At 67.0% G+C, this 20,145-nt stretch carries 19 protein-coding genes and 1 pseudogene; 14 read left to right on the top strand and 6 right to left on the bottom strand.

The features are described from left to right. Positions 1-410: 410 nt before the first annotated feature. On the bottom strand, positions 411-545 hold the full coding sequence (locus tag AAC134_RS20960; RefSeq protein ID WP_339951215.1) for a hypothetical protein: 135 nt from the start codon (positions 543-545) through the stop codon (positions 411-413). Between the two features lie 535 nt (positions 546-1,080). On the opposite strand from AAC134_RS20960, the gene AAC134_RS20955 reads away from it, so the two are divergent. Then, the gene (locus AAC134_RS20955; protein WP_339951213.1) at positions 1,081-1,227 is read left to right on the top strand and encodes a DUF3309 family protein; all 147 of its coding nucleotides are present in this window, start codon (positions 1,081-1,083) and stop codon (positions 1,225-1,227) included. Between the two features lie 91 nt (positions 1,228-1,318). Here the strand turns inward: AAC134_RS20955 and AAC134_RS20950 are convergent, their stop codons facing one another. Further along, a complete protein-coding gene (locus AAC134_RS20950) occupies positions 1,319-1,549 on the bottom strand; it encodes a hypothetical protein (RefSeq protein ID WP_339951211.1) in 231 nt (76 codons plus the stop codon). Between the two features lie 165 nt (positions 1,550-1,714). Between AAC134_RS20950 and AAC134_RS20945 the strand changes: the two genes are divergently transcribed. Then, positions 1,715-2,461: a Crp/Fnr family transcriptional regulator gene (locus AAC134_RS20945; protein WP_339951209.1), complete on the top strand. Its 747-nt coding sequence runs from the start codon at positions 1,715-1,717 to the stop codon at positions 2,459-2,461. 270 nt (positions 2,462-2,731) lie between these two features. Here the strand turns inward: AAC134_RS20945 and AAC134_RS20940 are convergent, their stop codons facing one another. The 4 genes from AAC134_RS20940 to AAC134_RS20925 form a co-directional block, all read right to left on the bottom strand. Then, positions 2,732-3,442, bottom strand: a complete 711-nt coding sequence (locus tag AAC134_RS20940; protein WP_339951207.1) for a hypothetical protein — start codon at positions 3,440-3,442, stop codon at positions 2,732-2,734. 295 nt (positions 3,443-3,737) lie between these two features. After that, positions 3,738-4,163 (bottom strand): hypothetical protein, encoded by a 426-nt coding sequence (locus AAC134_RS20935; RefSeq protein ID WP_339951205.1) that lies wholly within the window; start codon positions 4,161-4,163, stop codon positions 3,738-3,740. A gap of 245 nt (positions 4,164-4,408) precedes the next feature. Next, positions 4,409-5,374 (bottom strand): putative zinc-binding metallopeptidase, encoded by a 966-nt coding sequence (locus AAC134_RS20930; protein WP_339951203.1) that lies wholly within the window; start codon positions 5,372-5,374, stop codon positions 4,409-4,411. A gap of 237 nt (positions 5,375-5,611) precedes the next feature. Then, positions 5,612-5,746 carry a hypothetical protein gene (locus AAC134_RS20925; RefSeq protein ID WP_339951201.1) on the bottom strand — a complete coding sequence of 45 codons (135 nt, stop codon included), beginning with the start codon at positions 5,744-5,746 and terminating at the stop codon, positions 5,612-5,614. Between the two features lie 927 nt (positions 5,747-6,673). On the opposite strand from AAC134_RS20925, the gene AAC134_RS20920 reads away from it, so the two are divergent. The 12 genes and pseudogenes from AAC134_RS20920 to AAC134_RS20865 all read left to right on the top strand — a co-directional run bounded on the left by AAC134_RS20920 (position 6,674) and on the right by AAC134_RS20865 (position 19,744). Beyond that, positions 6,674-7,063 (top strand): hypothetical protein, encoded by a 390-nt coding sequence (locus tag AAC134_RS20920; protein WP_339951199.1) that lies wholly within the window; start codon positions 6,674-6,676, stop codon positions 7,061-7,063. Positions 7,064-7,116: 53 nt separating this feature from the next. Next, positions 7,117-7,904, top strand: a pseudogene (locus AAC134_RS20915) (IS5 family transposase); the annotation flags it as partial. 736 nt (positions 7,905-8,640) lie between these two features. Continuing rightward, complete coding sequence (locus AAC134_RS20910; protein WP_339951197.1) at positions 8,641-8,859, top strand: helix-turn-helix domain-containing protein; 219 nt, start codon at positions 8,641-8,643, stop codon at positions 8,857-8,859. Between the two features lie 158 nt (positions 8,860-9,017). Next, positions 9,018-10,166, top strand: coding sequence for a hypothetical protein (locus AAC134_RS20905; RefSeq protein WP_339951195.1), 1,149 nt, complete (start codon positions 9,018-9,020; stop codon positions 10,164-10,166). Then, entirely contained in the window at positions 10,163-10,696 is a 534-nt protein-coding gene (locus AAC134_RS20900) for a tyrosine-type recombinase/integrase (protein ID WP_339951193.1), read from the top strand. The genes AAC134_RS20905 and AAC134_RS20900 overlap by 4 nt, the downstream gene beginning before the upstream one ends. An 8-nt stretch (positions 10,697-10,704) precedes the next feature. Then, positions 10,705-11,817, top strand: a complete 1,113-nt coding sequence (locus AAC134_RS20895) for a site-specific integrase (protein WP_339951191.1) — start codon at positions 10,705-10,707, stop codon at positions 11,815-11,817. A 26-nt stretch (positions 11,818-11,843) separates the two neighbouring features. Further along, a complete protein-coding gene (locus AAC134_RS20890) occupies positions 11,844-13,481 on the top strand; it encodes a recombinase family protein (RefSeq protein WP_339951189.1) in 1,638 nt (545 codons plus the stop codon). Between the two features lie 193 nt (positions 13,482-13,674). Beyond that, positions 13,675-14,985: a tyrosine-type recombinase/integrase gene (locus AAC134_RS20885; RefSeq protein ID WP_339951187.1), complete on the top strand. Its 1,311-nt coding sequence runs from the start codon at positions 13,675-13,677 to the stop codon at positions 14,983-14,985. 160 nt (positions 14,986-15,145) lie between these two features. Continuing rightward, the gene (locus tag AAC134_RS20880) at positions 15,146-15,412 is read left to right on the top strand and encodes a helix-turn-helix domain-containing protein (RefSeq protein ID WP_339951185.1); all 267 of its coding nucleotides are present in this window, start codon (positions 15,146-15,148) and stop codon (positions 15,410-15,412) included. Beyond that, entirely contained in the window at positions 15,412-17,022 is a 1,611-nt protein-coding gene (locus AAC134_RS20875) for a phage/plasmid primase, P4 family (RefSeq protein WP_339951183.1), read from the top strand. The genes AAC134_RS20880 and AAC134_RS20875 overlap by 1 nt, the downstream gene beginning before the upstream one ends. Positions 17,023-17,725: 703 nt before the next feature. Beyond that, positions 17,726-18,283 carry an AAA family ATPase gene (locus AAC134_RS20870; protein ID WP_339951182.1) on the top strand — a complete coding sequence of 186 codons (558 nt, stop codon included), beginning with the start codon at positions 17,726-17,728 and terminating at the stop codon, positions 18,281-18,283. Positions 18,284-18,472: 189 nt separating this feature from the next. After that, positions 18,473-19,744 carry an AAA family ATPase gene (locus AAC134_RS20865; protein ID WP_339951180.1) on the top strand — a complete coding sequence of 424 codons (1,272 nt, stop codon included), beginning with the start codon at positions 18,473-18,475 and terminating at the stop codon, positions 19,742-19,744. Positions 19,745-20,145 lie beyond the last annotated feature (401 nt).

The raw sequence follows: 20,145 nt of genomic DNA, 5'->3' as shown, positions 1-20,145 counted from the left end.
GAAGCCCGGGATTCCCAGAACCGGGCGGTCCAGACTTCGGGGTCAGCGCAGATGCGCAGACGATCGCCGCCAACGGCTGGGGCAAGGGCGGGGTCGTCGTCAGGGGGGAACGCCCTCGCGGTCTTCGCCAGTTGCAATCCGGTGGCTCCGAAGAGGACCGGAAGCGCCGCGAAGATGGAGCAGCTCTCCGGCATACGACGCCGACGACCGGTGCGCCGATGATGACAGCCCCCTATCGCGAGTCGCCGGGCGCGCGGGCGAGACGACGTGCGGCGCCGATCGGGACAGACGGCAGCGGCGAAATCTCCGGAACGTCGGAGAAGCTTGCCCGCGCGCGCATCCCTGCCCGCCGCCGACCGGCGGGGGCGGTCGCGAGGGCGATTTCCGCTGCGACCCGGGGGCCGTCATGGTCAGGTCAGGCCGAGGAAGCTCAGAACGATCAGGACGACCACGACCAGGCCGACGATGTAGATGATGTTGTTCATTCGAAGGGTGTTCCTTTTCAGCAGGCGACAGGAGGGATCTCCGTCGCCCTTTTCTGGCACGTCCGGCGTCTCGCGGACGCAGCATGGATCAGCGTCGCGCCGGGCTCGTCGGCCGCCGCGGAGGCGGCGTACGGCACGACCGCTCGCGCCGGGGCGTCGAGCCGCAGCCGGGGGCGCGGATGCCCTGCCCCGAGGCGTGGGGGGATGGGCGCGCGGCCGTCGCCGGGGCCACGAAATTTCGTCTCCGCTGATGCAGGTTAGCGCTCGCCGCGCCGTATAGGGCGAAACTGAGGCCGAGGCGGGAGCGCTGCTCTCGGCCGGTCCGGCCCGCCCCGCCCAACGGCACGCCCCGGGACCCAAGAACAGAAGAGGGGTGGGGAGCGCATCGACCGCCCCCGCCGCGACCGTCCGGGGCGAGTTCGCCGGCGACAAGCGGCAGACGCGTCCTGACAGGACCGATGGGGTCGGAGGCGGCGTTCGGGCAGGCGCCGGCAGGGCGAAGGACGACGTGAACAAGCCCGGACGCCCATGGCGGACGGCCCCGGACCGCGCGGCCCGGGCCTCGTATCCACCACCCCTGCGAAAGGACGTCGCCATGCTGGGATCTCTGCTCGTGATCGGGCTCGTCGTGGTCATGGTCGGCATCCTGCCCGTCTGGGGCGGGAACCGGTCGCTCGGCTACATGCCCAGCGGGGTTCTCGCGGTCGCGATCGTGATCGCGGTGTACACGGTGGCGGCATGACGCGGCCGGACGCCGCGTCCCGTCGCCGAGCCCATCCGGCGCGCGCGCAAACCGCACGCGGGCCGGCGGACGCGCGGGCGCGGCGCGCCGGTCATCGCCGGCGCACCGAGTTTCCCCCGTTGATGATGCCGTTGATCAGGGCCGCCGCCGCCGCGTGCACCTCGCGGTCGCCGTCCGTGGCGGCCTCATGGGTCGCGGCCGCATCCTGGAGGAGCGCGATGATCTCGTGTTCCTTCAGGATCCCGCCGTCGTTCAAGGCCAGGAGCAGGGACTCGCAAATGCTCAGGGCGGCGGCTCCGGCGATATCGTCGGATCGGGGCATGAAAGCAGACTTTCGCTTGAAGGGGCGTCCGCATCCAGAGCCTGCCGGAAAGGCCGCATCTCGAGATCGTACCGCATCGCGGCTGTGCTACGCTGATGCAGAGCAGCCTGCGCCGTTTCTTTTCAGGGGCTTCTGCTGAGCATGCCCAATCAGGGGTCAGCCTCGATGCCCACCGCCTCGGCGACGCCGCCCCCCAGCCCCCTGATGCGGAAGCTGTCGGCCTTCGTGGCGCTGCCCGAGGCCGACCTGGACATCCTGGCGCGGTTTCATCGCCGCCGCCGGTTCTTCGCGCCCGACCACGGCCTGGTCGAAGAAGGCCAGCCCCGGCAGTCCGCCTTCATCCTGGCGGCCGGCTGGGCCAGCTCCTACAAGCTGCAGCCCGACGGCCGACGCCAGATCGTGGACGTGCAGGTCCCGGGCGACTTTCTCGGCCTGCGCAGCATCCTGTTCCGCGCCTCGGACCACAGCGTCGAGGCGGTCACGCCGATCGAGGCCTCCGAGGTTCTGATCTCCGACCTGCTCGACGGCTTCGAGAAGGCGCCGCGGCTGGCGACGGCCATTCTCTGGGCCGCCTCGCGCGACGAGGCCATGGTGGTCGAGCATCTGGTCAACCTGGGCCGCCGCTCGACCGAGGAGGGGATGGCGCATTTCCTTCTGGAGCTCGCGGCGCGGCTGAAGCTGGTGGGGCTCGGCGACGAGACGGGCTACGACTGCCCGCTGACGCAGTATCACCTGGCCGACGTGCTGGGCGTCAGCGCGGTCCATGTGAACCGCATTCTGCGACGCCTGCGCGAACGGGGCCTGGTGACCTTCCAGGACGGACGCGTGCGCTTCGACGACTTCGCGGGGCTCGTCGAGCTCGCCGCGTTCGACACCTGCTATCTGGATCAGGACGGCCCGATCCTGCGCTGAGCCGCACGCGAACGGATCGCCCGACAAGACGGAACGGCCCGACGCGGCATATGCCGCGTCGGGCCGAAGGGCTGACGGAACGCTGGAGATGAATGGAGGGAGAGCCTGGGGATCAGCTTGCCGGGCTGCGCACGAGGCGCCGCGCAGGAGCGGCGGCGGGCGCTTCCCGGCCGCAGCCTCGTCCCGCGGACGGGGGGCGACGGCAACCAGGAGACGAACAAATGGCGGCCGGGCCGAAGAGCCCTGCGAGGGACCGGCCCGGCCGCCTGGTCAGGCCTGCCGTCGCATTTCCCCAATGCGGCGACGGGCCCCGCGCAGAAAGAACCCTCCCAGGCCAACGCCCAGGAGCGGCGCCGCGAGCGGGAGCGGGACTGCACTCGCCTGCACCAGGCCGTTCTGCTGCGCCTGTGCGTCGAACCCCAGACTCGACGACAGGAACTCCATCTTCAGCGTCATGCCGAACGGCGACTCGGTGAGCGCCGCAGGAAAGCTGCTAAAGGTCGTTTCGGAACCGCTGGCTCCGGCGAAGGTCGCCGCGGACCCAAGCTGGAACTCCGCGCTGTCGGGGGCGTCCGCGGCCGACCAGAACGATTCCATAATGATCGAGCTGCCTATGGGAAGAATGGCGGACGCCGACTGTTGCCCCTCCCAGGACAGGAAGTCTTCCAGCACGAAGTCGTAGTCCCAGACCTCGACGATCAGCGGCACGCCGAGATCGTCTTCGCCTCCGGTGACCAGCGACATCGTCATCGCCGCCGCACAGGTCAGACACCGGCCGGTCTGCACGTTCACCCGGTCGAAGCCGAGCGAACTGAGATCGTTCGCGAGCGCCGTCTGATCGTAGCTGATGAAGCCCAGGTTCGGGTCGGTGTCGCTCGCCGAATTGTCGAAGACGGTGATGCTGCTTGCGCCGGCGGTGAGCCGCAACTGCATGAGCGCCGCGGCGGCTCCGGTCGCATAGATTGATCTCGCGCAGATCATGTTCGTCCTTACCGGACACCCGTGTTCGTATCCCTGAACTTACGCGGCGCGGTCGGGTCGAATGCTGATCCAGATCAGCGGACATCGAAATCGAGGAAGAACAGGTTGGAGCCGCCCGCCCGCCGCCGCCCGGTCCGCACGGCCGGCCTGCGAGACCGGTTCCGGCGCCGACGGCGGAGGATGGGTGCAGGTGGACGTCGCCGATCCGTCGCCGGCCGTAAAAGGAGGCCCGGGATCCTGGCGTCGAGCGGTCCGGTTCTCAGGGATCGGAGCGCGTGCGCTCAGGGTCGAACCGTCATTCGCCCGATCCCGACCCGCCGACCATGACCATCTGAAGCAGCACGAGGACGATCGCGAGCGCAGCCCAGATCCCTGCGCTTGCGCCGGGGCGGCCGTCCGTCGTCGACGCGCCGGCGCGCCTGGTCGCCTGAGGCCGCGGGCTTTGGGGAAGAAGCGTGCTCAGGTCTCGCGCCACCCTGCCGCGATCGCTTTCGAGCGCCGGCACGTCCCGGAACCGGGCGAGCAGCGTCTCCAACCGCGCTCGTGCGCCCTCGGGGGGCAACAGGGCCAGTTCAGCGGCCTCGCTCCATGGATCGAGGCCGAGCCGCGCAAGCGTGGACAGGACCGTCACGACGGTCCCGTTCCGGTCCTCGCCGACCGGGGCGTAGAGAAATCGTTCGAATTCGGGGGGATGAGGGTTGAGACCCTTTGGCCTGGCCATCGTCGGTCCGCTCCTGGGTTGGACGACCGCAGATCGTCCCTGTTTCCGTGCAGATTACGCGCAGGCCCCTCCCGGGGCCCTTGCGCAGATCAGGGCCCGGAGAGCCCCGAGCCCTCCTGGGACGGCTCCAGCCGGGCTCCCGGCGGCGCCGACGAGGCGGATCCATGCCGACGCCTCGCAATCCTCCTCGCGGCCGGAGACGCACCCCTGCGGCCGGAAGCCCCTGCCGGGCGAGACCGCGCCGTTCATCTCCCCTGCGCGCCCCTTCGCAGCCAGTCATGCACGAAGGCGAGCTTGCTGCGGGCGGCGTCGGACAGCACGAACGGATAGACGTCGGACAGACCCATGGACCGGTTGACGTGGTTGATCCCGGCGACGACGGAGGTCGCCACGCGGATCAGACGCTCGGCGTCCGGCTCGGAATAGGGATCCCAGCCGGGACTCGGCAGGTCGGACGAGGAGAAGCCTGCGGCGGCGAGGCTGTCGGAGATGTCGGTCAGGTGCAGCAGATGCGCGGCGGTCTCGGCCCAGTCCTCATGCGGATGCGCGGAGGCGTAGGTGGTCACGAACCGCCGCCTCCAGTCGGGCGGAGGTCCGCTCTCGTAGTGACGCTGCAACGCGGCGCGGTAATCCTCTCTTTCGTCGCCGAAGACCGAACGAAAGGCCTCAAGGAAATCGGCGCGCAGACTGAGACGCCACCAGAGCATATGCGCGATCTCGTGGCGCATGTGGCCGATCATGGTGCGATAGGGCTCCTCGAGCGCTTCGCGGCGGGTGGTGCTGAGCACGACGTCGGCCTCGGCCACGCTGATCGTCACGACCCCGGCCACATGCCCCATGGCGACCGGGGTCGGGCCCTCGGCGAGCATGTGAAAGACCGGCCGGGTCCCCGGATCTTCGGGACGGAACCAGTGCCAGCGCCCGAGGTTGTCGAGCACCCACCGCTTCGCCGCCTCTGTCAGGGCCCAGTTCGGGACGGCGTCGGGACTCGAAAGGTTCGGGGCCAGCGCCGTCATCGCGCAGGATCGGCAGAAGGCGCCCTGTTCCGGGGCGATCCAGTTGCATCCGATCGTCTTGCGGTTCGCGCAGAAGGGCGGCATCGGCACAAACGCCCGCGCCTGCGGATCGTATCCGACGGGAATTTCGTCCGCCGTCGCGAGGTTGTCGAACCACAGCGAGCCGGCGCCCACGGGATTGGAAAAGACGCGCATGCAAGGTCTCCTTCTTGAAATCGCCGCCCGAGCGCGAGACGTCCGCCCGCCGAAAACGGTCGAGCGCCGGCCGTCTCGTCCCGAGCGGCCGGCGTCTGGATCGGCGTCCCCGTGGCCTCCGGCCAGAGGACAGGCGCCCGCCCGGTTCCGCCTTCGCGATCCCGGGCGCGAGCCTCCGACCGACGCCTCGACCGGCGCGCGGAGGACCACCGGCTCCGGTCGCCTCGGTCCGGCGCCCTACCCTTTTTTCCGGTCCCCGATCTGAAGGACGTCCTTCTTCTTGGCCGAGTCGGCCGTGGCGGAGACCTTCTCCTTGGGCTTCTTGGCCTTCTTGGCTTCGCGATTGCCGCGTTTCTTGTCGCCCTTGGTCATGGCGTGTCCTTTCAGCGTCGAGGAGGCGGCGCGGCGGCCGGCCGCGCCGTCGGGGTCGCGCGCAATCAGCCCCGTCGAGCCGAGTCGACGCCGGCGATGATCGCTCCGATCAGGTCTGCTCCGCCCCGGCGCTTTTTCGCTTCGGGTTCGGCGCCGACGGGGGTCTCATGGGTCGCGGCCGCGTCGCGAAGGGGCCCGAGAGTCCCATGCTCCGGCCGACGTCCACGCTCGTTCATGACGAGCCGGCACGCCTCTTGGTGAGACGGGGCGTCCTAGACGGTGTGCTCGCTCACCTTGGAAACGCGGGCGTCCTCGCCTGGCATCGCGCCCCCGGGGGATGGCGAGTTTCGCGCGCGACCTTCCTTCTCGCACCACGCGATCGGTGTCGGACTGATCCAGATCAGCCTCCGGGCCGGTTTCCGCTCCGGGGTCACGCCTTGCCGGCAGGCTCAACGACCCCGTTCCTCACTACTGACCTCGACGACCCATCTGACCGCCCGTCGTGAAGACGCCCGGAAAATTCAGTCCCAGTCGATCCAGGGTTCGGGATCAGATCAGATAGGTCCCGGTCCCTGATTCCGGCTGACCGAGGACCGGGGGCCACGGCGGAGGCGCTCGCTGACCCTGCTGGGCTGGAGCGGGAGCCCCTCTGATCGAATCGTCGGGGAGGCCCCTCAGGGGTTCGGTCTGCTACAAGATACCGGCCGGGGAACGAGGCCGGCGAACATGTCGAAAACCCTCTCCGTCGATCTTCGCCTCCGCGTCATGAAGGCCGTGCCGGCGAGCAGGATCAGCCCGCCGTCGCGAGGCGCCGGCAGGCCGGGTTCGACGGCCAGCTCGACCCCGATCCCGAGCGCCTCCTCTGCATCCACGAGACCTGGGCCAGGACGGGCATCGCCCGCGCCCACGGAGCCGAGGGTGCGAACCTTGATCGAGGCCGCCAGCCATCGACTGCGCGTCCTTCCACCCTGCAGCCCGGACTTCAATCTCGTCGAGAACGCCTTCGCCAAGCTCACCGCGCCCCGCGCAAGGCCGCCGAGCGCACCGTCAAAGGCCCCCGGGCCGCCATCGCCCGCATCGCCGACGCCTTTCGCCCCTGCCAACCGCTTCGGCGCCTGCGGCTACGATCCAGACGAGCAGGATGACGCTCTAGACGCCCGTCGCGATCCCTTCCCGGCGGCAAAGCTCGACAATGTCCACGTCGACGCGCAGCCCTTCCAGCGCGACCCGGATCTTCTCATCAGCCGCATACCGCTCGAACGTCGTGCCTCGGATCTCCTAGGGCGTGTTGACGAAGTGGATTCCCAAATCGACTGACGCGTGATTCAGAGTCCTTCCTTGGAAGGGAGGGACGAGTGGCTCGCGACCTGATGAGCGACGAGGAATGGGCGTTCTTCGCGCCCTTCGTGATCGAGACCGGCCTGAAGCGCGGCCGTCCGCCGAAGGATCACCGCCGGGTTCTGGACGGCGTGTTCTGGATCGCCCGGACCGGTTCGCCCTGGCGGGACCTGCCGGAGAGCTTCGGTCCCTGGGCCTCGGTCTACCGCCAGTTCCGACGATGGACCCTGGCCGGGGTCTGGGACGTGATCCTGGAGGCTCTGAACGAGGCCGAAGGCTCGCCCGACAGCGACCAGATGATCGACGGCGCCATCGCCCGCGCCCATCACTGCGCCGCGGGCGCAAGGGGGGGATTCAGGATCAGGGTCTTGGCCGTCCGCGCGTTCGGCGGGCGATCCTTCCACTGGAAGGCTCGCCGACCCGCCTCACCCTCTCGACCAAGGTCCATCTCCGGACGAACGGCGCGGGTCTGCCCGTAGCCATCGAGATCACCGGCGGCCAGGTCTCCGACTATCGTGGATATGCGCCCCTGATGGAGGCCGACGGACCGCCCGCCCGCGTCCTGCTGGCCGACCGGGGCTACGACTCCGATGCGATCCGCCAGGACATGGAAGCCAGAGGCGGCGTCGCCGTGATCCCCGCGCGCAGGACCCGGAAGGTCCGCGAAAGCGTCGACGCCCACATCTACGCCCTGCGCAACCGCATCGAGCGATGCTTCAACCGGATGAAGAATGCCCGCCGCGTCGCCACCCGCTACGACAAAACCGCCGACAGCTACCGCGGCTTCGTCCAGATCGTCTCGATCCGCCTATCGATCAGGGACTTCGTCAACACGCCCTATGGCGATGCAAGCATGAAGCCCGCTGCACGCCGATGGCATCTTCCATCGAGAGGAGTACTCAGAGCGGTTCGCTTTGAGGACTGCTCTGCCCCCTGGAAACTCCGATCTCCGGCGATCTAGATCTGGATCCCAGAGCAACTGGTTGCATCAATCCTCCACCCAAACCTTCGTTCAGCAAGCGCTTTGTCAGATGGCCAATGGCGGACTTGCCCACCGTTGAGCGGACACCTACATGTGTAGCCGCGCCGCCGATCAGCCGGCGCAGCTACCTCCGTCGCGAGTTGCACACAGCACATCCAGGATGTCATTGCACTGCGGAGCTTGAACCGGGTCCGATCTGGACGCGGCGCAGGCTGTCCGCATGCGCCGCAACGGTTGGGCCCATCGATCTCCAACTGACGCGTCGGCGCTCGGCAGGACATTTCGCAATGGGCAACACTCTCCCTTCCAATCCCACGGGCGAGCCTTATCCGCGGCTCGCGCGCGCTCGGACCTGAATGCCGCCGGCGAGACCTATGCGTCTCGACGGGGCTTGTGCGTGCGCTGTCGCCATGTCCGCTCTCCCCGCCTCCCAGTTTCGGGAGCACGACGACGTGCTCCCGGCTCTGCTTCCGCTCGTCCGCCTTCTGGCGCGCCAGGCCGCCCGCGAGGCGCTGGCCGCTCTCGACCAGCGGGCGGCCGTCTCCCTCCCCCACGAACTCAAAGAGGTCTGAGCATGGCCAATCCCAACCGCACCTCCGGCGCGATCCGCAGCCTGCTCTCCACCGAGGAGGTCGCGCGGATCCTGAACGTGAGCCCCAAGACGATCTACCGGGCCATCGAGTCCGGCGACCTGCGCGCCAATCGCATCGGTCGGCAGTGGCGGATCGCCGAGGAGGAGCTGAACCGCTTCATCGACAGCCGGCCCAGCTGGCGGCGCGTCTTCGTCTCCTAATGTCCCGTGAAGGCTCAGAGGTCTCAGCCTTCGGGAGACCGTGGATGGGAACTCCGGGTTCAAATTGACGGCCCCAGTTTCCCGAATGTCCCGCTCAGGTCACCGGCGACCGCTGCGGGGCATTCCTGTCCATTCACCTGAACCTTCGAGGCAATGTCATGAACATCCAGTCCTCCCCCAAAACCGCCAAGACCGCCAAGACCGCCACTTTGCAGGACTTGATCGATCTTCTTGAGAGCGGGGTGGGTCCTGCCGGATCCCGCCGTCGCGATCTGATCTCGGACCTGCGCACCGCCGCGAAGCTCCTGCGCCGCAATCCTTCGGAGATCCGCGCCGACATGGAGGATCTGCAACGCCGCTTCGCCGGCATCCATCCCGTGCAGGCCGGCGTCAGCCCGAAGCGCCTCGCCAATATCCGCTCCAGTGTGGAACGCGCGCTGCGCATTGCTCGGATCGCTCCGCGGTCCAAGAAGCCAAGCGACCGCCTGCCCGAATGGGAGGTGTTTCTGGATGGGATTGACCAGGAATGGAACCGATACAGCCTTGCTCAGCTCGCCAACTTCGCCTCGGCGAAGGGGATCCCGCCTGAGGGCGTGGACAGCGCGCTTCTGCCCGCATTCCGCGCTCATCTGGCGGCATCCAATCTGGGCAAGGACCCCGACAAGACCGTCAAGATCACGACGCAGACCTGGAACGGCATCATCGCGGGAAGCAGCGCGCCGCTGTGCAAGCTGGACAGCCCGACGAGCGATCGCTTCCGCACCATCCCGCTGAAGGACTTCCCGCGGTCGTTCCAGGCCGATCTGGAGGTTTGGATCGACCGCCTCAAGGGCGGCGACATCTGGGACGGCGACGGCCCGGCGAAGCCTCTGAAGCCGAACTCGCTGCAGAACACGCGCGCGACCGTCCGCCAGTTCGCGACCGCGCTCGTGCATAGCGGCCACCCAATCGAGACGATCACGGACCTTTCCGCTCTGGTAGACCTTCAGGCCTACAAGGACGGCCTCCGCCATATCCACACGCGCTTCAATGGGCAGACGCCGACCTGGCTCGCCGGCATGGCGGCCAAGCTGCTCGCCATCGCGCGTCATCACGTCAAACTGCCCGAAGCGGAGACGGCGAAGCTGCTGGCCATCAAGACCAAGCTTGTGGTGGAGCGGACGGGGATGACGGACAAGAACCGCGCGCGCCTGAGCCAGTTCGATGATCCGCGGAATGTGGGCCTGCTTCTGAGCCTGCCGCAGCAGTTGCTCAAGCGGGCGGAGGCGGCCAGTCGCCCCTCCCCTCGCGCCATGCCCTCGACATGATGCATGCGGTTGCGCTCGAGATCCTGCTCGCGGTTCCGATCCGCAGCGCGAACCTCGCCGCGCTTGATGTTGAGAAGCACCTGACCTGGTTCGGGCAGGGCAATGCCCAGACCCTGTCGCTCGCCATTCCCGGCAGCACGGTGAAGAACGGGCAGCCGGTTACCGCCGATGTGAGCCGGGACGCGGCACGCCTCCTCCGCACCTATCTCAAGCGCTGGCGCCCCATGTTGATCGGCACGCTCAACGACGCGGTGTTTCCGATGCGGTCTGGAGGCCCTCGTCGGCCCGGCCACCTGTCGCAGTCGCTTCCGGACGTCATCTATCGCGAGACCGGCCTGGAGATGAATGCCCATCTGTTCCGCCATTTCGCCGGCCTGATCTTTCTGCGCAGGAACCCGGGCGACTTCGAGACGGTGCGTCGGATGTTGGGGCACAAGAAGCTGGAGACCACGACCTCCTTCTACGCCGAACTGGAGACGCGCGAGGCGCTGAAGCGCTGGGACGATGTCCTGCGGGGGGCAGGCCGGTGACCAGGAGCATGCCGCTGATCCTGAAGCCCTGCGACTGGCCTGCCGCTGACCTCGCCGCCTGGGACCGCCTGTTCGCTGCTGGAGACATCTTCGAGGATGCAGGCCCCTGCCAGCAATGGTCTGAAGGGACGCGCCGCCTTCGCCGGCAGTCCTACGGCCACTGGCTCGGATACCTGGCCCGCAACGGCCTCTTGGACGAGCCTGCGGACGTGACGGACCGGGCCACCCCCGAAGCGCTGAAGGGGTTCGCAGAGGCCGAACGCACCCGCTGCGCCACGCGGACCGCCTATACCCATCTGGAAAGCCTCCACGCGCTGATGCGCGCCATGGCGCCGGAGAAGGATTGGTCCGCGCTCAAGCAGGCGACGGACCGACTTCGCCTGCTGTCCGACCTGCACACGCTCGGTCCTCGGCCGCCCGTCACCGCTCGGCAGGTCCACGAATGGGCGATCGCGGAGCGGGCGCGAGCGGAAAGCGCCGAGCGCCTCTCGCTTATGGCGCGGGTCGTGGCGTTCAGGGACGGGCTGATGGTCGATCTGCTGATCCAAAGGCCCCTGCGCCTTCGCAGCTTCATCTGCCTAGACCTGGACCGGCATGTCGTCCCCACGCATGCCGGCGTCCTGCTTCGCTTCGCACCTGAGGATATGAAGGACCGGAAGGCCCGCGATCTGCCGGTCCCTGATGACCTCGTTGAACCGCTGCGGCGTTATCTGGACGAGCACCGACCCATTCTTCTCCAGGGAGCGGATCTCAGCGCGCTCTGGGTTTCGCGTCGGGGCGCGCCGCTCGGAGCCGACAGCTTCCAGGCCCATTTGGCAGATCTCACACGCCGTGCCTTCGGCGTGGCGCTTCGCCCGCATGCCTTCCGCCATATCGCCGCGACCTGGATCGCCGAGCAAGATCCCGCTCATGTCGGGATCATCGCCGCCGTGCTGGGACATGCGACGCTGGCGATGTCCCAGAAGCACTACAACCGCGCGCGCATGATCGAAGCCAGCAACAGCTACCAGAACGTCATCGCCAAACTACGGCTGGAGACGCGGCCCCTGGCCTCCCGCAGCCGAAAGCCAAGCCATGCCGCAGGCCAGCCTTCGCCAAGCGCCAAAGGCATGGGACAGTGAGCGTAAGCGACCACAGGGAGACCGCGATGCGCGCTGCGATCTACGCCCGCTACTCGTCAGACCAGCAGCGAGACGCCTCTATCGAGGACCAGGTGCGGGTCTGTCGTCGCCGGATCGCCCAAGAGGGCTGGACCGAGGGGATGATCTACACCGATCATGCGATCAGCGGCGCATCGCAGTTTCGCCCTGGCTACCAGAAGCTGATGGAAGACGCCCGCGTGGGCCGCATCGAGGCAGTGGTCGCAGAGAGCCTCGACCGCCTCAGCCGCGGCCAGGAGCACATCGCCTCCCTGTTCAAGCTTCTGTCCTACCGGGACGTGCCGCTGATCACGGTCAGCGAAGGCGCGATCTCGGAACTCCACATCGGCCTCAAGGGCACGATGAGCGCGCTCTACTTGAAGGACCTGGCCGACAAGACGCGGCGAGGGCTGGAGGGCCGCGTCAAACAAGGGCGCTCCGCTGGCGGGATCGCCTACGGCTATGAGGTCGTTCGGAGCCTCGACGCTCAGGGCGTGGCGACCACCGGGGAGCGCCGGATCAACCCGACGGAGGCGTACACCGTTCGCCGGATATTCGAAGCCTTCGCCGGCGGAATCAGCCCTCGCGGCATCGCAGCGGCCCTGAACAAGGATGGCCTCGCTGGGCCGTCCGGCAAGCCCTGGGGCGCGTCCACCATCTATGGCAACTGGCGGCGCGGGACGGGCGTGCTCAACAACGAGCTCTACATCGGCCGGCTGATCTGGAACCGGCAGCGGTTCGTCAAGGATCCGGATACCGGGCGCAGACAGGCCCGGATGAACCCGCCGGAGGCGTGGATCATCGAGGACGTCCCGGATCTGAGGATCCTGACCGATGAGCTCTGGCATGAGGTCAAAGCCCGCCAAGGCGCCACCCGCAAGGCAGTCACCGAACCAGGCGCCATCCGCTCCGAGCGGGCACGCCGCCCCCGCTACCTGTTCTCGGGCGTCCTGACCTGCGGGATCTGCGGCGGCGGCTACACCCTGGTGGGAGGCCAGCACTATGGCTGCGCCAGCACCCGCAACCGCGGCACCTGCGACAACCGCCTGATCATCAGGCGCGACGTGCTGGAAGAGACCGTCCTCTCAGGCCTACGGGAGAACCTGCTGCATCCCGACCTGGTCGCCGAGTTCATCGAGGAATTCAGAAGAGAGACGGATCGGTTGCAGAAGCGGGACCGCGCCGCAGCCTCGTCACGCCGCAAGGAACTGGCGAAAGTCGAGCGACAGGCGCAGCGGATCGTCGAGGCAATCAAAGACGGCCTTTATGTCCCGGCGATGAAGGCGGAGATGGCAGAACTCGAAGCGCGTCGTGCCGAACTGGAGGCTGCCCTCGCCGCGGCGCCGGCCGAGCCCCCTGCCCTGCATCCGGGCCTGGCGGAGCTCTACCGGCGCAAGGTGGCGGACCTGACGGCGTCGCTCGCGGACCCTGACCTTCGCACGGAGGCGGCGGAGGCGCTGCGGGCGTTGATCGAGGAGATCCGCCTGACCCCGCAGGACGGTGTCCTGACGATCGAGTTGGTGGGGCAGCTTGCAGGGATACTTGCGTTGGGGAACGCGAAGAGCCCCCGCGCTTTGAACGTGGGGGCTCATTCGGTCATTCTGGTTGCGGGGGTAGGATTTGAACCTACGACCTTCAGGTTATGAGCCTGTGGAACAATGTCCGCGAGGGCATTGGCTGGATTGATAGAATTTGAGCGACATCCGCAGTTAGCTCTTTCTCAACGACTTTTCGCGAGCCTCGGCGACAGGCTCGGACATATGCGGACGAGTTCGGACGGAATTCGTTCGGACACGGATCGGACATCGGGCCGCAAGAGCCATTCAGCGGAGGCGGTCGATGCCCAGGAGATCCACCGAGAAGCTCAGCGACAGGTTCATCCGGTCGCTGCCGGATCCGGAGGCGCGCGCCCGGATCGTCTACGACGCCGCGCTGCCCGGCTTCGGGCTCCGGCTGACGCCGGGCGGGGCGCGCGCGTTCGTGCTGAACTACGTCGTCTCGGGCCGCGAGCGGCGCATGACCATCGGGCGGTTCCCGGCCTGGTCGACCTCGGCGGCCCGCGAGGAAGCGCGGGCGCTGCGCCGGCGGATCGACCTCGGCGAGGACCCGATGGCGGAGAGCGCCGCGCGGGACGCGGCGGCGGCTGCCGCGCGGGCGACGCCGACGGTCGCGGATCTTTTCGCGCGCTATGATCGTGAACATCTGCCGACCAAGGCGCCGCGCTCGGCGGCCGACGATCGAAGCATGTGGCGCAGCTGCATTCTGCCCGCGCTTAGCGCGCGCAAGGTGGCGGAGGTCGCGCCGGATGACGTCGACCGATTGCATGCCGAGGTCTCGCGGTCACGGCCGGTGCGGGCGAACCGCATCGTCGAGGTTCTGCGCAAGGCGTTCAACCTGGCGATCCGCTGGGGCTGGCGTGCCGACAATCCCGCCGCCGGGGTGCGGCGGAACCGGGAGGAGCCCCGCGACCGCTACCTCTCGCCCGCCGAGATCCGGCGCCTCGTCGTGGCGCTGGATCGGCATCCCGAGCGGGTCAGCGCCAGCGCGATCCGGCTCCTGATGCTGACCGGGGCGCGGCGCTCCGAGGCGCTCGGCGCGACCTGGGACCAGTTCGATCTCGAGGCCGGGGTGTGGATCAAGCCGTCCTCCCAGACGAAGCAGCGCCGGGCGCATCGCGTGCCGCTCTCGGCACCGGCGGTGAGGATGCTGGCTGAGATGCGGCAGGCGGCGCGAGGACGCTTCGTGTTTCCGGGCGCGGATCCGGAGCGGCCGCTGACGGACGTGAAGCGCACCTGGCTGGCGGTTTGCCGCGACGCCGGGCTGGCGGTCGGCGAGCCCAAGCGATCGGCCGCCGGAGAGGTTCTGCGGGACGCGCAGGGCGAGCCGCGTCTGCGCTGGACGCCGACCGTCCGCCTGCATGACCTGCGCCACACCTATGCGAGCATCCTGGCCTCGCAGGGCCTGTCGCTGCCGGTGATCGGCGCGCTGCTTGGCCATAGCCAGCCGCAGACGACGGCGCGCTACGCGCATCTGCTCGACGATCCCCTGCGGGCGGCGACGGAAGCGGTCGCCGGGGTCGTCGCTGCGCAGTCCGCGGAAGTTGCCGTCATGCCAGACGCCGAACTCGGACAGGCGCGGACGAGCGCTTAGCCTGCCGTTAACCAGCATCACGCTAAGCAGGTTCCACGGCCAATCGTCGCCGCAACCGCTCGAGACCCCTCCGATGCGGTTGCGGTGGCTTGAAGGCCCCGTCGTCCCAGGCCACCAGTCCCCTCGGCGGGGGTCTCGCTCCAGAACAGGAGCAAGACGCATGGGCAAGCCCTCGACCGACACCACTGACGCGCAGCAAGGCGGCCTCACGCTCGCCGGCCGCCGGTATCTGTCGCCTGCAGAACTTTCCCGACTGCTCGGCGTTACCCCGCGCACGCTGAACCGCTGGCACGAAGCCCGCATCGGGCCGCCGAGGGTCAAGGTGGGCTCGATGGTCCTCTACGACTGCGAGAAGCTGCCGGAATGGCTCGACTGCCATGAATGCCGCCCCGTCGAACGACGCACCGACCGGCGGAGGGCGCGCTGATGGCCCGCGACTTCGACGCCGAACACGCGCCCCGGCGCAGCAACCCGACGATCGCGGATCTCCGCGCCATGACGCTCGTGGAGCGCGGCTGGCTTGGCGAGAGCGATCGCGCGAACGCGTTTCGCCTCGCAGCCCGCTTCTCGGACCACCTTCTGCATCAGCCCGGCCGCGGCTGGGCGGTCTGGGATGGCCGACGCTTCGACTTCGCGAAGGGGTGGGAGCGGGCGCTTCGGACCTGCATGCGGCTGTCCGACCTGATCGAGGAGGAGGCCGTCGCAATCCGACTGCATGAGGCGACGGACCAGGAAGCTGAGGCCAGGATGTGGATCACACGCGACGGCGTTCGGCCCCGGCAGATGACCCATGCACGATCGCTGGTGCAGAAGGAGCGAGCCGCCGACCATCGCGACCATGCCGAGCGCTGCGGCAATACCGGGCGCATCAAGGCGGCAATGGAACTCCTGAAGGCCCTGCTCCAGGTGGACGCCTCCGGCTTCGACGCTCGTCCGTCCCTTCTGAACTGCACGAACGGCACGCTCGACCTGGAGGCGCTGGCCGCCGGTCGCCGCGGCCACGAAGCTAACGACGGATCGCAGCCTCGGACGCCTCTGCGCTCCCACGATGCCGGCGATCGCCTGACCAAGGTCGCCCGCGCAGCGTGGGACCCAACCGCCGACGGCGAAGCCTGGGCCCGGTTCCTGTCGGACGTGATGCCCGACCCCGAGATGCGCGCCTTCCTCCAGCGCGCCCTCGGCCTCGCCGTCTTCGGACGCAACGACCAACAGGTCGCCCTGTTCCTTCGCGGCGAGGGCGGCAACGGCAAGTCCACGCTCGTCAATGCCGTCGCCCACGCGCTGGGCGACTACGCCGCCCCTTGCCGGATCGAACTGCTGCTCGAGACCCGCACCCAGGCCGCCGGCGCGCCGAGCCCCGAGGAGATGAACCTCCCCGGCGCCCGCCTGTTCCTCTGCCCCGAGCCCGACCGCTCCGACCGCCTCAGCGCGAAGAAGCTCAAGGCCTTCACCGGCGGCGATCCCCGCCCGATCCGCGCGCCCTACGGCGAGCGCGAGTTCGTCTACACGCCCACCGGCATCCCGGTGATCACCTGCAACCGCACCCCGCGCCTGGCCACCGACGACCACGGCACGCGCCGCCGCATGGTCTTCATCCCCTTCGAGGCGCGGCTCGACCAGCTCCCGCCCGGCCGCCGACGTGACCAGCGCGACCTGGAGGCGGAGCTGAAGGCCGAGGCCCCGGCGATCCTCAACTGGCTGATCGAGGGCTGGCTCGCCACCCGTTCCCGCGGCCTCGACGCCCCGCCCGACGCCCGCGAGCAACGCGAGAGCTTCGAGGCCCTCGAGGATCCGGTCGGCGAGTTCCCCGCCGCCCGCTGCGTCCACCGCCCCGGCAAGCGCCTCCGCAAGCAGGCGGTCTTCGACGCCTACGATCGCTGGGCCGCCCGCGAGATGGCCCCTCCCCTGCCCCGCGACGCCTTCAATCGGATCATGACCGAGAAGGGCTACGTCGCCCGCAAGACCTCGGGCGGACGCCTCCACTGGGAGGACATCGCCTGGGCGAGCGACGGGGCCGAAGGCGCGCCGAGCGACTGAACCCCGCGCAGCCCGTTGGTAGCGGCGGCGATGAACGGGGGACAGGGCGCCGCCCCTGTCCCCACCTCTCTCGGCAAGCACCTCTACATGTCTCATCCGGTCGTCGCCCTTCTGGCACATCGGGCCGCTCCGTGAGCGCGGCGGGCGTCATCAAGGGCAAAGAGCGGGAGGCCTTGGGCGGCGTCCGGCGACAATTTATCCAGCGATTCCTGAGCCGCGGGACCGACGGGACAAATGGGCAGGAATTTCGCGCCTTTCTATTTTCTATGGTGCGTTCATCCATCTCTTTGAGAGTCTTTCCCCTTCCCTCCCCACTTAGAAAATACCCTTTCAGCTGACCTGAACGAAAAGCACCCCACAACGCGCTGGCGCATCAAAATGGAGCATCGGCCCACCAAGCCTTGAATATCTAACTGGCGAGCGGCGAGCCCGAGTTCGCTGCCCCGAATGACCATGACGGGATCGATATCATGGCCACGAGATCACCAGCCACCAATCCTGACGGTGGCACGCCGGCTGCCGGCCCGGAGCGGAGCGGACGTAGGCTATTCGGGTCAAGGCCACGGCGCAGCGTCGCCAGAACTTCCACTCACGCCGCGGTAAAAAAGAACATTGTGCGTCGGCAGGGTCAGCGCCTCGAACATGTGCGCGGTTGAAGTCAGAATTGATTGCCTGCAGTCTGCAGCACGGCAGGAGCGCATCCATGCGAATTACGAAGATACATGTTCAGAACTATCGCTCGATCATCAACGGCGAAGCGTTCGAAATTGATAAGAACAAAACGATCCTGGTCGGCCCCAATGAAGCTGGCAAAACCGCGCTATTGCAGGCGATCCAGCACCTAAATCCGCCCAGCGGAGTGAAGCCTCTCAGCGCGTTGCGGGACTATCCGCGCTCCCGTTACAGCAAGATCACAACAGGTGAGGTAGATCCCGCCGAAACAAAGGTTGTCGAAGCAGAGTTCGAACTTGATGACGACGAGCGCGCTCTGCTTCCGGAGGGGATGAAAGACGCAAGCTATGTCCTGTGGCGGAACCTCGACAACTCGACGGGGCATCGCCTGAAAGGAGCGCCCGACAGGAAGACCTTCGCTGACATCGACAAGGATTTGCTCCGCCTCGCAGCTCACGTTGACCATCAGTTTGCTACTGTGGAGGGCAGCACCGATAGCAAGCCATCTGAAAAGCTGAACGCCATAACCGCGGACTGGAAAAGCTGGAACCAAATAGAAGGCGACAAAGCCAAGGCGCTTTCGGGCTGACTTGACACGATGCTTCCTTTCGTTGACGGAGACAACAAGAAGGAAGAGGCTCGCTACGATAGTCTCAAGACAGCAATTGGCATCGGCGACGCCCGGGACGACGCGGTTCAGGCGCTCCGGGAGCGCGTTCCCGTATTCGTACTGTTCAGCAATTATTTCCGCGTCCGTCCGCTGATCCATCTGTAGCAGTTGGCGGGACGGATCGCGAACAGCACGCTCGACGAAGAACGATTTGACTACGGGAACGTCTGCCTTCTGAACCTGCTCGGGTTCACCGCCGCCGAGCTTTCCGAAATGGGGACCGCGCCCGATCCCGACGCCAATAATCCCGATGCGATGGAAATCTATCGGGAGAAGCTTGATAAGCGGCAATATCAGCTTAATGCCGCCGAGGTCAGCCTCACACGCGAAATCAGGTCGGTCTGGAATCCCGATGAAAGCAAGGGCGAGGCGGCGAAGCTACGGCTGCGGGCGGACGGACAATACCTCAAAGTGACGGTTGAAGACGATCTCGGGGTCGAAGTCGAACTTGACCAGCGCTCCGAAGGGTTTCAGTGGCTTGTATCCTTCTTCGTGGTCTTTTTCTCCGAAGCGGAGGGCGACCATAAGAACGCCGTGCTCCTTCTTGATGAACCAGGGATGAGCCTTCACGCCCTGAAGCAGCGCGAATTCCGGAAGACGATTTCGCGGCTGGCTGCGGACAACCAGACTATTTATACGACCCATTCGCCGTTCCTTGTCGGCCCAGATGAGCTCGACCTTGTCCGCGTCGTCGAGATGGCAAACAGGGAAACCGGAACCAAAGTCCACACGTCCGTCACCGCGAACGATCCAGCCGCTCTTCTGCCCCTACAGGAAGCCCTCGGCTACGATCTCGCTCAGAGCCTCTTCACGCAGAAACAGAATCTCGTCCTCGAGGGGCTTACAGATTACTGGTACGTTGACGCGGTTGCCGCTCTTTTGCGGGACTCGGGCGACGTGAACCTCAACGAAAAGGTCGCCCTTGTTCCGTCGAGCACCGCAGGCAAGGTTGTGTATTTCTCGACGATCCTTCACGCGCAGGGCTTCAAGGTAGCGGCGCTTTTGGATTCCGACAGCGCAGGCGACCAGGCCGCGAAGCAAGACACGCTTGTTCACACGCTCGGCAACAAGGGCATCTTGCGGACGAAGGACTTCCTCGTCAGTCCCGTCAAAGCTGCGGAAATCGAAGACATGCTCCGCGAGACGTTGATCGCTGTTGCTAAGTCGGACTGCGGCTGGGATATCGCCGCCGTCGCGGCGAAGCAAAAAGACCGCCCACTCGTCAGTATATTTGAAAGCGAGATCAAGGGATTCTCAAAGTACCGTCTTGCAAAGGCTTTTGTTAGCTGGTCTCGAGATCATACAGCAAAGGACCTGAAATCAACCGAACGCGAACAATGGACGAAGTTGATCCGGGTGGTGAATTCTGCACTCAAGTAGAGACAGGATACCAATGCTTTGGTAGACTGTAATTTGGGGACAGTCGAACTCCGATTGGTCGCTTCATTTGGAATTCCGCGCTAACGTTGCTGCGGTGGCGCAGGTCGGATCTTGGCGAGGCAGGCCAATGAATGTCGGCTCCAGACGCCGGGGCGACGCGTCTTTGCATGTGCAGCGAACTTCCGCTTCCCGCCTCCTTTTGCCTATAACCTTGAGGGGCGCTGACTGGTTAGATTTTCTGGGAGCCCTCAGTGGGCCGGTAGCACTCGGAATCGATAGGCTTGTTCAAGTGGGTGTCGAATGGGCCATAACGTTCCTCAGATTGACGCCCCCCCTCGCGGGTCCTCCTGGTCTGCCCCCTGAAAAGTGGTCCTCCCTGAGGTAGGCTTTCGAGCCTTTGG

Source organism: uncultured Albimonas sp., assembly GCF_963977235.1.
Lineage (GTDB): Bacteria > Pseudomonadota > Alphaproteobacteria > Rhodobacterales > Rhodobacteraceae > Albimonas.
The sequence above is the reverse complement of the archived record's forward strand: the minus strand, read 5'-3'. Positions and strand labels throughout refer to the sequence as shown.

Excerpts from the sequence above, each read along its gene's own strand:
- AAC134_RS20895 (WP_339951191.1), top strand. The coding sequence starts at position 10,705 with ATGCCGCTGATCCTGAAGCCCTGCGACTGGCCTGCCGCTGACCTCGCC.
- AAC134_RS20870 (WP_339951182.1), top strand. The coding sequence starts at position 17,726 with ATGCGAATTACGAAGATACATGTTCAGAACTATCGCTCGATCATCAAC.
- AAC134_RS20890 (WP_339951189.1), top strand. The coding sequence starts at position 11,844 with ATGCGCGCTGCGATCTACGCCCGCTACTCGTCAGACCAGCAGCGAGAC.
- AAC134_RS20955 (WP_339951213.1), top strand. The coding sequence starts at position 1,081 with ATGCTGGGATCTCTGCTCGTGATCGGGCTCGTCGTGGTCATGGTCGGC.
- AAC134_RS20950 (WP_339951211.1), bottom strand. The coding sequence starts at position 1,549 with ATGCCCCGATCCGACGATATCGCCGGAGCCGCCGCCCTGAGCATTTGC.
- AAC134_RS20900 (WP_339951193.1), top strand. The coding sequence starts at position 10,163 with ATGATGCATGCGGTTGCGCTCGAGATCCTGCTCGCGGTTCCGATCCGC.
- AAC134_RS20910 (WP_339951197.1), top strand. The coding sequence starts at position 8,641 with ATGGCCAATCCCAACCGCACCTCCGGCGCGATCCGCAGCCTGCTCTCC.
- AAC134_RS20875 (WP_339951183.1), top strand. The coding sequence starts at position 15,412 with ATGGCCCGCGACTTCGACGCCGAACACGCGCCCCGGCGCAGCAACCCG.
- AAC134_RS20905 (WP_339951195.1), top strand. The coding sequence starts at position 9,018 with ATGAACATCCAGTCCTCCCCCAAAACCGCCAAGACCGCCAAGACCGCC.
- AAC134_RS20930 (WP_339951203.1), bottom strand. The coding sequence starts at position 5,374 with ATGCGCGTCTTTTCCAATCCCGTGGGCGCCGGCTCGCTGTGGTTCGAC.
- AAC134_RS20935 (WP_339951205.1), bottom strand. The coding sequence starts at position 4,163 with ATGGCCAGGCCAAAGGGTCTCAACCCTCATCCCCCCGAATTCGAACGA.
- AAC134_RS20945 (WP_339951209.1), top strand. The coding sequence starts at position 1,715 with ATGCCCACCGCCTCGGCGACGCCGCCCCCCAGCCCCCTGATGCGGAAG.
- AAC134_RS20885 (WP_339951187.1), top strand. The coding sequence starts at position 13,675 with ATGCCCAGGAGATCCACCGAGAAGCTCAGCGACAGGTTCATCCGGTCG.
- AAC134_RS20925 (WP_339951201.1), bottom strand. The coding sequence starts at position 5,746 with ATGACCAAGGGCGACAAGAAACGCGGCAATCGCGAAGCCAAGAAGGCC.
- AAC134_RS20940 (WP_339951207.1), bottom strand. The coding sequence starts at position 3,442 with ATGATCTGCGCGAGATCAATCTATGCGACCGGAGCCGCCGCGGCGCTC.
- AAC134_RS20880 (WP_339951185.1), top strand. The coding sequence starts at position 15,146 with ATGGGCAAGCCCTCGACCGACACCACTGACGCGCAGCAAGGCGGCCTC.